Consider the following 11251-nt stretch of genomic DNA (forward strand, 5'->3'; position numbering starts at 1 on the left):
ACCCCCGGACGTGAGCCGCACGCCGGATGATGCCGACGACGTCGTCAAGGAGGGCAGCCGTGACCAGCACACCCGATACGGCACCTGCCGCTCCCGCAGCCAAGCGGGACCGCACGCACTATCTGTACATCGCGGTGATCATCGCCGTGGCCGCCGGTATCGCGGTGGGTCTGATCGCCCCCGATTTCGCGGTGAAGTTGAAGCCGATCGGTACCGGCTTCGTGAACCTGATCAAGATGATGATCTCGCCGATCATCTTCTGCACGATCGTCCTGGGCATCGGCTCGGTACGCAAGGCCGCCAAGGTCGGCGCGGTGGGCGGCATCGCCCTCGGCTACTTCGTGGTCATGTCGTTCGTCGCGCTCGCCATCGGCCTGGTCGTCGGCAACATCCTGGAGCCCGGGACGGGCCTCGCGGTGACCGACGCGATCAAGGACGCGGGCCAGGGGCAGGTCGTCGAGGCCAAGAACACCGAGGAGTTCCTGCTCGGGATCATCCCCACGACGATCGTCTCCGCGTTCACCGGCGGCGAGGTCCTGCAGACCCTGCTCGTCGCGCTGCTCGCCGGCTTCGCGCTCCAGGCCATGGGGTCGACCGGTACGCCGGTCCTGCGCGGGATCGAGCACATCCAGCGGCTCGTGTTCCGCATCCTCGCCATGGTGATGTGGGCGGCGCCCATCGGCGCGTTCGGCGCGATGGCGGCGGTCACCGGCTCGGCGGGTGTGGACGCGCTCAAGAGCCTCGCCGTCCTGATGCTCGGCTTCTACACCACCTGTTTCCTCTTCGTCTTCATCGTGCTCGGCGCGATGCTGCGGATCGTCGCGGGCCTCAACATCTTCCTGCTGTTCAAGTACCTGGGCCGTGAGTTCCTGCTGATCCTGTCCACCTCCTCCTCCGAGTCCGCGCTGCCGCGGCTCATCGCGAAGATGGAGCACCTGGGCGTCAGCAAGCCGGTGGTCGGCATCACCGTCCCGACCGGCTACTCCTTCAACCTCGACGGCACCATGATCTACATGACCATGGCCTCGCTGTTCATCGCCGACGCCATGGGTACACCGATGTCGATCGGTGAGCAGATCCCGCTGCTCCTCTTCCTGCTCGTCGCCTCCAAGGGCGCGGCGGGTGTCACCGGTGCGGGTCTGGCCACCCTGGCGGGCGGTCTCGCGTCCCACAAGCCGGCGCTGGTGGACGGCATCGGTCTGATCGTCGGCATCGACCGCTTCATGAGCGAGGCGCGCGCCCTGACGAACTTCGCGGGCAACGCGGTGGCGACGGTCCTGATCGGTACGTGGACCAAGGAGATCGACCGGCCCCGGGTGGACGAGGTGCTGGCGGGGCGGATCCCGTTCGACGAGACGACGTTGCTGGACGACGGCCACGGGGGTCGTGCCGACGGCGACGAGTCGGCCGGGTCCGCCGGTGTGCCGGAGCAGCCGGGGCCCGGCGACAAGGCGCTGGCGAAGGCGTAGCCGCGCGGCTTGCGCGGGCGCGGTGGGGGTTGCCCGCGCCGTTCCCCGCGCCCCTGAAAGACAAAAGACTGCGCCGTTCCCCGCGCCCCTGATGGGGCGCAGCCCCGCCTTGGGGGCGCGGGGAACGGCGCGGGCAACCCCCACCGCGCCCGCACGATGCCCCCAGGGGCGCGGGGAACCGCGCGACAAGCCCCCGCCGGCCCGCAGGCGTACGACGGCCGGGGGGACGCGCGGTCAGTGAAGGGTCTCGGTCACGGCGCGCGGCAGCCACTCCCGGACGTGGCCGAAGGCGAAGCCGAGGCGCGTGGCGCGCGCGTTGTCCATCCCGTACGAGCGTGGGAAGGAAAGCGGCGACAACCCCCCATCCCCACCCCCACTCCCATCCCCGCTTCGCAGAAGCACCTTCCCGCCAGGAACCCCCGCCGCCACCACTCCACACAACTCCTCGGTCCCCAGCACCCCGTGCGACGCCGCGTTCACCGGCCCGGTGAATTCCCGGCCCACCACCCACGCGAGGAAATCCGCGATCTCCTCGACATGGATGTACGTGGCCGGATGATTCACCGCGGGCACAACGATCGGCTCCCCCGAGCGGATCCGCTCCGCGTAGTGCGCGAGCCGCCCCGTGAAGTCGTCGTCCCCGCCCAGCACATGGGCCACCCGCACGGCCACATACGGAAACTCCGCGTCCGCGGTATCTGTGGCATCTGCGATATCAGCGGTATCCGCCGACCCCGTCGCGAAGACCGCCTCGGCTTGCCGCTTCCCCTCGCCGTAGTGGGCGTCGCGGAACTCCGGGTCCCCCCAAGGAAGCCCGAGGTCGACGCGGACCGTACGCGGGTCCACGGCGTCCTCGCCCACAAGGCCCGCCGAGTCCTCGTGCTCGTACACCTCGACCGTGGACGTCATGACGTAGCGCCGGGTGCGTCCCGCGAAGACCCGGCGGGCGATCGCCGCCTGGACGGGGGTGTAACAGACCTGGTCGACGACGACGTCGAAGGTGCGGGAACCGAGCGCCCGCTCCAGGGACTCCTCGTCGTCGCGGTCGGCGACGAGGTGGACCGCCCCGGCGGGCGGCGCCGCCGAACCGCGATTGACGACGGTGACCCCGTCCCCGGCGGAAAGCAGCCGGTCGATCAGCCGCTTGCCGAAATACCGGCTTCCGCCTATGACACACACGTCACGCACGCTGCCCCTTTTCCTGAGATCCCGACCGGAGCAGATCGGACCAGCTCGAACCGGACCGGACCCGCGGTCATAATTCTCGTGCCGTACGTGTGCGGTCTGAAGGGGGAGACATGGGAGATCCGGTAGCGGCACAGAAAGAACCACGGCATTCGCGAGCGGGCGCCGCCGAAACGTCGGTGGGCTTCGACGCCCTGGACCGGCAGATCCTGGAGCTGCTGCAGAGCGACGGCCGGATCAGGCTCAGCGAGCTGGGCCGCCGGGTCCGGCTGTCCCCGGCGGCCGTCGCCGAACGCGTCCGCCGTCTGGAGTCGGCCGGCGCCGTCACCGGCTACGGCGCCCATGTGTCGCCACCGCGCCTCGGCTACGGCATCCAGGCCTTCATCCGGGTCGACCCGCACGGCGGCTACACCCTGAAGCATCCGAGGACACTGGAGCTGCTCGCCCGCCCCGAGGTCACCGAGGCCCACCACGTCGTCGGCGAGGACTGCTGGATCCTCAAGGTCGCGGTGGAGGACACCGTCCACCTGGAGGACGTACTGGAGCAGACGTCGGCGCTGGGCCGTACGACGACGTCGATCGTCCTGTCGTCCCCGGTGGAGCGCAAGCCATTGCTGCCACCCGTCACGCGCTGACGCGGCGGGGAAGCGGTCCCGGACCGTTTGCCTTGACGTCGGCGTCAAGGATTACCGTCACGGCATGCGAATCGGCGAGCTGGCGGAGCGGGCCGGGACCACCACGCGCACGCTCAGGTACTACGAGTCGCGGGGGCTGCTGCCCGCGCAACGCGGGAGCAACGGGTACCGGACGTACGACGAGGACGATCTGAAGCTGCTGCGGCAGATCAGGACGCTGCAGGACTTCGGGTTCGACCTGGAGGAGACGCGGCCCTTCGTGGAGTGTCTGCGGGCCGGCCACCCGGAGGGTGACGCCTGTCCGGCCTCGCTCGCCGTGTACCGGCGCAAGCTGGGTGAGCTCGACGCGCTGATCGACGAGCTGCGGTCGGTACGTGAGCAGGTCGGCGGGCAGTTGGCGCGCGCCGAGCGGGCGATGGACGAGCTGGCGGCCGAGGCGGTGGTTCCGGGCGGTCCGGAACCCGTATGCGAACTGGGAGGGCGGACGGGGTGATCAAGGCAGTGGGTGTGGCCGAGGTGACGGACGACAGCTTCGAGGCGGAGGTGATCCGGGCGGAGCTGCCCGTGCTGGTGGAGTTCACCGCGGACTGGTGCCCGCCGTGCCGGCAGATCGCGCCGGTGCTGAGCGCCGTCGCTGCCGAGGAGGGGGACCGTCTGAAGGTGGTGCAGCTGGACGTGGACACGAACCCGGAGACCACGAACGCGTACGGGGTGCTGTCGATGCCCACGCTCATCGTGTTCCGTGACGGGCAGCCGGTGAAGTCGATGGTGGGCGCCCGCCCCAAGCGCAGGCTCCTTGAGGAGCTGGCGGACGTGCTCTGACGGAGACGGAATAAGGAAATCCCCCGTCGGCAATTGCCGACGGGGGATTTCCTTGCGTATATTGAATGGTTCGCGACTTACATAAAGCAGGTCACGAAGAAGTTCACTGTTCGCAGTATATCCGGCCGGGAGCGGAATTGTCAAACAGGGCCCCGAACACAGACGCAGAGACAGACACAGGCGCAAAGACAGGCACAGACGCAGATATGAACTCGACCGATGGATTGCCGGACGACGAATTGCGCCGCGAGCAGGAATTCATCGACGGCCTGTACACGCGCGTCGACGCGTTGCGCGGCGGCACCGAGGCCTCGGTGACCGACGCCCTCGCGCAGGGCAGCACCCCCATGCAGGCCCGCCTCGAACGGGACGTCCTCGTCGCCGAACGCTCCGGCCTGCTCGCCGCGCTGAACGCGGTGGACGGCTCGCTCTGCTTCGGCCGAATCGACCTGGCCACTCCTACCGATTCGGCTTCCGACCCCACTTCCGACTCCACGTCCGACCCGTCCGGCCTCACCCACCACATCGGCCGTATCGGCATCCGCGCCGACGACGCCGAGCACACCCCGATCCTGATCGACTGGCGGGCCCCGGTCGCCCGCCCCTTCTACCTCGCCACCGGCCACACCCCCATGGGCCTGCGCCGCCGTCGGCACATCACCACCGAGGGACGTACCGTCACCGCTCTGCACGACGAGATCCTCGACCTGGGCGACCGGCTGCGCACGGGCCATGAGGACCCGACCGGCGACGCCGTGCTGCTCTCGGCGCTCAACTCCGCGCGGACCGGCCGCATGAGCGACATCGTGCAGACCATCCAGGCCGAGCAGGACCGCATCATCCGCGCCCCGCACCGCGGCATCCTGGTGGTGGAGGGCGGCCCCGGCACCGGCAAGACGGCCGTCGCGCTGCACCGGGCGGCGTACCTCCTCTACGAGCACCGGGAACTGCTCGCCAAGCGGGCCGTCCTGATCGTCGGCCCGAACCCCGCCTTCCTCGGTTACATCGGCGAGGTGCTGCCCTCGCTCGGTGAGACGGGCGTCCTGCTGGCGACCGTCGGCGAGCTGTTCCCCGGCGTACGGGCGACCGCCTCCGACATCCCCGAGGCCGCCGCGGTGAAGGGCCGCGCCGACATGGCCGACGTCCTCGCCGCCGTCGTACGCGACCGGCAGGCGCTGCCCGACCCGGTGATCGCCATCGAGCACGACCGGGACATCCTGATGCTCGACGCCGGTCTCGTAGGGGTCGCCCGCGACCGCACGCGTGAGGCGCGGCTGCCGCACAACGTGGCCCGCGAACACTTCGAGGGCCACATCTTCAACACCCTCACCGACATGCTCGCCGAGCGGATCGGTACGGACCCCTTCGACGGCACGAACCTGCTCGACCCCAGTGACATCACCCAGATCCGCGACGATCTCGCCGAGAACCCCGAGGTCTGGGCCGCCATCGACCAGTTGTGGCCGCGCGTCACCCCGCGGCGCCTCGTCGCGGACTTCCTCGCCGAGCCCGACGCGTACCTCACCGCGGCGGACGCGGAGGCCGTCCGGCGCCCGGTGACCCGGGCCTGGACGACCTCCGACGTCCCCCTCCTCGACGAGGCCGCCGAACTCCTCGGCGAGGACGACCGGTTGACGCGCGCCGCCGCCGAGCAGGAACGGGACCGGCAGGTCGCCTACGCGCAGGGCGTCCTGGACGTCTCCTACGCGTCAAGGACGTACGAATTCGAGGACATGGACGTCGAGGACGCGGAGGTCCTGTCGGCGCACGACATCATCGACGCCGAACGGATGGCCGAGCGCCACGAGGAGGACGACCACCGCAGCGCCGCCGAGCGGGCCGCCGCCGACCGGACCTGGGCGTTCGGGCACATCATCGTCGACGAGGCGCAGGAGCTGTCGCCGATGGCCTGGCGGCTGCTGATGCGGCGCAGTCCGACGCGGTCGATGACGCTGGTCGGGGACCCGGCCCAGACGGCCGAGGCGGCGGGTGTCGGCTCCTGGTCCGACATCCTCCACCCCTATGTCGAGGACCGCTGGGAGCACACCCGCCTCGCCGTCAACTACCGCACACCGGCCGAGATCATGGAGGTAGCCGCGGCGGTTCTCCGTGCGGAGCGCGCAGACTTCGAACCGCCGAGTTCCGTGCGGTCCACGGGGGTGCGGCCCTGGGCCTGCGAGACGTCCGATCTCGCCGGGGCGGTGGAGAAGGCTGTCGCCGATCTTGCCCCTGTGGAGGGGCGGTTGGCGGTGATTGCGCCGCGGGCGCTGCACGGGGCGCTGGCCGCGCGGCTCGACGGGGTCGTGGCGGGGGAGTCGCCCGATCTCACCCTCGGGGTCGTGCTGCTCGACCCGCGTCAGGCCAAGGGGTTGGAGTTCGATGCGGTGTTGGTGGTGGAGCCTGCGGGATTCGGGACGAGTGACTTGTACGTGGCGCTGACCCGTGCGACCCAGTCACTGGGGATCATCCACACGACCCCACTCCCGAAGCCCTTGGCAGAGTCCTTCTGACCTCTCCTCGCCCCCGTCGCCCCTACCCGTTCCCGTCCACACATGGGGGCTGCGCCCCCTCGCCCCCCTTTGTCCTCAAACGCCGGACGGGCTGAGATGTCGCCGGGCGGCCGGAGATCTTCAGCCCGGCCGCGAATCTTTCAGCCTGTCCGGCGTTTGAGGACCGGGGGTTCGGGGGCAGCGCCCCCGAGGCAGTGACGGGACGGGTAGGGGCGGCGGGGGCGAGGGAATCCGGGGCTATGCCGGGCGCAGCCACAGCGTCGACAGTGGCGGCAGCGTCAGGCGGATGCTGGCCGGGCGGCCGTGCCAGGCCAGATCGTCCGGCTTCACGGGGTCGGCGTTCGCGACACCACCCCCGCCGTACCGCCCCGCGTCCGTGTTCAGCACCTCGTGCCAGGCAGGCACATCGTCCGGCACCCCGAGCCGGTACTCCTGCCGCACCACGGGCGAGAAGTTGGACACCGCGAGCAACGGCGAACCATCCGCCGCGTACCGCAGGAAAGCGAAGACGTTGTCCTCGGCGGCGTCCCCGGCGACCCACCCGAACCCGGCGGGATCGGTGTCCAGCTCCCAGAGCGCCGGCACCCGCCGGTACACGGAGTTGAGGTCGCGGACGAGATCGCGTACACCCCGGTGGTCGGCCTCGGCCCCGTACGACGGGTCGAGGAGCCACCAGTCGGGCCCGTGCGCCTCGGACCACTCGGCGCCCTGCGCGAACTCCTGGCCCATGAAGATGAGTTGCTTGCCGGGGTGGGCCCACATGAAGCCCAGATAGGCGCGGTGGGTGGCACGCTGCTGCCACCAGTCGCCCGGCAGCTTCGACACCAACGACCGCTTGCCGTGGACGACCTCGTCGTGGGAGATGGGCAGGACGTAGTTCTCGCTGTACGCGTACACCATCGAGAACGTCATCTCGTGGTGGTGGTACCTGCGGTGGACCGGCTCGTGCGAGACGTAGTCCAGCGAGTCGTGCATCCAGCCCATGTTCCACTTCAGGCCGAAGCCGAGACCGCCGAAGCCGCCGGGCCCGATGTGGTGGGTGGCCCGGGTGACACCGTCCCACGCGGTCGACTCCTCGGCGATCGTGACGACACCGGGCTCGCGGCGGTAGACGGTGGCGTTCATCTCCTGGAGGAAGGCGACGGCGTCGAGGTTCTCCCGGCCGCCGTGGACGTTGGGTGTCCACTGGCCGGCCTCGCGCGAGTAGTCGAGGTAGAGCATGGAGGCGACCGCGTCGACGCGCAGCCCGTCGATGTGGAACTCCTCGCACCAGTACACGGCGTTGGCGACCAGGAAGTTACGCACCTCGCGGCGCCCGTAGTCGAATTCGAGGGTCCCCCAGTCGGGGTGCGCGGCCCGCAGCGGGTCCTCGTGCTCGTACAGCGGCCGTCCGTCGAACTCGGCCAGCGCCCACTCGTCCCGCGGGAAGTGCGCGGGCACCCAGTCCATGATCACGCCGATGCCTGCCCGGTGCAGCGCGTCGACCAGGTACTTGAAGTCGTCGGGGGTGCCGAGCCGGGCGGTGGGGGCGTAGAAGCCGGTGACCTGGTAGCCCCAGGAGCCGCCGAAGGGATGCTCGGCGACCGGCATCAGCTCGACGTGCGTGAAGCCGAGGTCGGAGATGTAGACCGGCAGCTGTTCGGCCAGCTGACGGTACGTCAGGCCCGGTCGCCAGGACGCCAGGTGGAGTTCGTAGACCGAGAAGGGGGCCTGGTGTGCGGGGCGGTCGGCCCGGCGCGCCATCCACTCCTCGTCCTGCCACTCGTGACGCGAGGCGTGGATCACGGACGACGTGGCGGGCGGCAGCTCCGTGCGCCGCGCCATCGGGTCGGCGCGCATCGTCTTCGTCCCGTCGGGGCGCGTGATCTCGAACTTGTAGAGCTCACCCTCCCGCACACCGGGGGCGAACAGCTCCCACACACCGGAGGAGCCCAGCGAGCGCATCGGGAACGCGGTCCCGTCCCAGAAGTTGAAGGACCCCGAGATCCGTACACCGCGGGCGTTCGGCGCCCAGACCGAGAAGCGGGTGCCGGGCACGCCCTGGTGCTCCATGGGCTCCGCGCCGAGCATCGTCCACAGCTGCTCGTGGCGCCCCTCCCCGAACAGGTGCAGATCGAACTCGCCGAGCGTGGGCAGGAAGTGGTACGCGTCCGCGACCTCCTGCACCGCCCCCTCGTACTCCACCAGCAGCCGGTACTCCGGCACCTCCCGCAGCGGCAGCACGGCGGAGAAGAACCCGTCCCCGTCGTCCCGCAGTTCGGCCCGCAGCCCTTCGGCGACGACGGTCACGGCGAGCGCGTACGGCCGCAGGGCCCGGAAGACCACACCGTCCGGCACGGGGTGGGCCCCGAGCACGGCGTGCGGATCATGGTGCGCGCCCCCGAGCAGCCGTTCCCGGTCGGCCCGGTCCAGCACGGCCTGCGACCGCACCTCCTGGACGGGCTCCGGAACCGGTACAGGCACGACGGGGGCGTCAGGAGAAGCGGGGGCGTCGGGAGGAGCGGGGGCGTCGGGGGCGGCGGTGGGCGTGACGGGTGCGGGCTCCGTGACCTCGGCCCGTACGTCGGCCCGTACGTCGGCCCGTACGTCCTCCACCGCCGGCTCGGCCTGCACCTGGTCGGCGGCCTTGCCGGTGACCTTGCCGGTGACCTTGGCCTTGTCTGCGGCCTTGTCCGCGGCCTTGGCCTTGGCCTTCGAGCTCTTCGGCTTCTTGGCGGGTGGGTTCGGGCGGGGCGTCACGGGCGGAGCCTCCTCGGCACGGTGAGAGGTGGAGCGGGTCGGGTCAGGACGGTTCGGGAAGGGCCAGCCGGCGGACTGCCGCCATCGGCACGGGCAGCCAGTCGGGCCGGTGCCGTGCCTCGTACACGACCTCGTAGATCGCCTTGTCGGTCTCGTACGCGCGCAGCAGCACCGGGTCCGTACGCGGATCACGCCCGCCGGCCTCGGCGTAACCGGAGCAGTACGCGGCCCGGCACGCGTCCGCCCAGCCGGGCACGGCGGACACAGGAGTCCCCTCGGCCCGGAGCGAGTGCGCGGCGTAGTCGAAGGAGCGGAGCATGCCGGCCACGTCCCGCGCGGTCGGCTGGGGCAGGCGCCGTTCGGCGAGCGGCTTGGAGGGCTCACCCTCGAAGTCGATCAGCGACCAGCTTCCGGACGGCGACCGCAGACACTGGCCCAGGTGCAGGTCCCCGTGGATCCGCTGGGCCGTCCACGTCCGGCCCTCGCTCGCCAGGTCGGCGAGCGCGTCGAACGCGGACCGCAGACCGGGCGCGTACGGCAGCAGCGAGGGCACCGTCTGGACGGCCGCCGTCAGCCGCTCGGTCATGCCCTCTACCAGCAGTTCCATCTGGGCGCGTCCCATGGTCACCTCGGGCAGCGCACGGGCCAGCGCGGTGTGCACCTCGGCCGTGGCCCGGCCGAGCGCCCGCGCCGCACCGCTGAAGTCCTCGCCCTTGGCGAGCTCGCGCAGTGCCAGGTCCCAGCCGTCCGAGGCGCCCTGGAGAAAGGGTTGCAGGACACCCAGGACGTACGGGTCGCCGGGATCGCCCGGGACCGCGGGGTCGTCGGCCAGATCCGCGAGTATCCAGCCGGCGGGCGCCGGAACCCGTGAGCAGCCCTCGCGGGCCAGTGCCAGCGGCAGCTCCAGATCGGGATTGATCCCGGGCACGATCCGGCGCAGGAGCTTCAGGATGAACGTATCTCCATAGACGAGAGAAGAGTTGGACTGCTCGGCGGTCACCAGGCGCGGCACCAGATCGCCCCGGATCTCCTGCGCCATGTCCCGCTCGAAGCGCAGCTCACCGATGTGTGCCCGTTCCCGCAGGGCCTCCAGGAGGACATCGGCGGGGCGCGGGTCGTGCAGGGCCTCGTACACGGTCAGTCCGGCCAGCGGCCCCTGTGCCGGATGGCCGATCAGCGCGGGCGCCAGCCGTGGCGGCAGTGTCTCGCGCACGCCGAGCAGCAGCTGGTAGCAGTCGGCCGGATGCGCGGGCGCGCTCTGTGTGGGCACGAGCGGCTGATGGGCCCGTACGAGCAGATGGAGCAGGCCCAGTCTGGAGTTCAGTGGCAGCACCTCGGTCGCCGAGACCAGGGAGAACCCGGTGACGGGACGGCCTTTTCCCGCGAACCACCGCTGCCGTGGAAGCCACTCGCGAAGCAGTGGATCGAGGGACGCGAGAAGGCCGGGGCTTGTCGAAGCGGAGTGCACTGAGTGGGTGACGGCTTCGGACATGGCGTCGCGTCCTTTCCCCGGAGTCGGGGTGTTACTACTGCGTGCCCAGGGCGGGGCGGGGGAAACCGCCCCGCCGTCCGTTGTGCGAGTCCTCTAGACCGCGTCCTTGCGGAGGCGGAACCAGTAGAAGCCGTGGCCGGCGAGGGTGAGGAGGTAGGGGAGTTCGCCGATGGCGGGGAAGCGGACGCCGCCGATGAGTTCGACGGGGTGGCGTCCGGTGAAGGTCTGGAGGTCGAGTTCGGTGGGCTGGGCGAAGCGGGAGAAGTTGTGGACGCACAGGACGAGGTCGTCCTTGTATTCGCGCAGGAAGGCGATGACGGCGGGGTTGGAGGAGGGGAGTTCGGTGTAGGTGCCGAGGCCGAAGGCGGGGTTCTGTTTGCGGATCTCGATCATGCGGCG

At 70.5% G+C, this 11251-nt stretch carries 9 protein-coding genes; 5 read left to right on the plus strand and 4 right to left on the minus strand.

Annotated features, from left to right (window positions below):
- The first annotated feature begins 59 nt into the window (after positions 1-59).
- Entirely contained in the window at positions 60-1469 is a 1410-nt protein-coding gene (locus tag ACH4DZ_RS12630; RefSeq protein ID WP_398287031.1) for a cation:dicarboxylate symporter family transporter, read from the plus strand.
- A 234-nt stretch (positions 1470-1703) separates the two neighbouring features.
- Here the strand turns inward: ACH4DZ_RS12630 and ACH4DZ_RS12635 are convergent, their stop codons facing one another.
- Positions 1704-2657: an NAD-dependent epimerase/dehydratase family protein gene (locus ACH4DZ_RS12635; protein ID WP_398287032.1), complete on the minus strand. Its 954-nt coding sequence runs from the start codon at positions 2655-2657 to the stop codon at positions 1704-1706.
- A gap of 110 nt (positions 2658-2767) precedes the next feature.
- On the opposite strand from ACH4DZ_RS12635, the gene ACH4DZ_RS12640 reads away from it, so the two are divergent.
- From ACH4DZ_RS12640 to ACH4DZ_RS12655, 4 genes are all read left to right on the plus strand, one after another.
- Entirely contained in the window at positions 2768-3289 is a 522-nt protein-coding gene (locus tag ACH4DZ_RS12640) for an Lrp/AsnC family transcriptional regulator (RefSeq protein WP_398287033.1), read from the plus strand.
- Between the two features lie 64 nt (positions 3290-3353).
- A complete protein-coding gene (locus ACH4DZ_RS12645) occupies positions 3354-3782 on the plus strand; it encodes a MerR family transcriptional regulator (RefSeq protein WP_398287034.1) in 429 nt (142 codons plus the stop codon).
- On the plus strand, positions 3779-4111 hold the full coding sequence (gene trxA, locus ACH4DZ_RS12650; protein ID WP_398287035.1) for a thioredoxin: 333 nt from the start codon (positions 3779-3781) through the stop codon (positions 4109-4111). Before ACH4DZ_RS12645 ends, trxA begins: the two co-directional genes overlap by 4 nt.
- A gap of 206 nt (positions 4112-4317) precedes the next feature.
- Positions 4318-6621 (plus strand): HelD family protein, encoded by a 2304-nt coding sequence (locus tag ACH4DZ_RS12655; RefSeq protein ID WP_398287037.1) that lies wholly within the window; start codon positions 4318-4320, stop codon positions 6619-6621.
- 237 nt (positions 6622-6858) lie between these two features.
- Here ACH4DZ_RS12655 and glgB read toward each other — a convergent pair whose 3' ends face one another.
- From glgB to ACH4DZ_RS12670, 3 genes are all read right to left on the minus strand, one after another.
- Positions 6859-9360, minus strand: coding sequence for a 1,4-alpha-glucan branching enzyme (gene glgB / locus ACH4DZ_RS12660; RefSeq protein WP_398287038.1), 2502 nt, complete (start codon positions 9358-9360; stop codon positions 6859-6861).
- Between the two features lie 43 nt (positions 9361-9403).
- On the minus strand, positions 9404-10852 hold the full coding sequence (locus ACH4DZ_RS12665) for a maltokinase (protein WP_398287040.1): 1449 nt from the start codon (positions 10850-10852) through the stop codon (positions 9404-9406).
- A 93-nt stretch (positions 10853-10945) separates the two neighbouring features.
- Positions 10946-11251: alpha-glucosidase C-terminal domain-containing protein (locus ACH4DZ_RS12670; RefSeq protein WP_398287042.1), on the minus strand; the 306-nt coding region annotated here is incomplete at its 5' end.

Origin of the sequence: Streptomyces sp. NPDC017991, assembly GCF_044328075.1 — a bacterium.
In the GTDB taxonomy this organism is placed as follows: Bacteria; Actinomycetota; Actinomycetes; order Streptomycetales; family Streptomycetaceae; genus Streptomyces.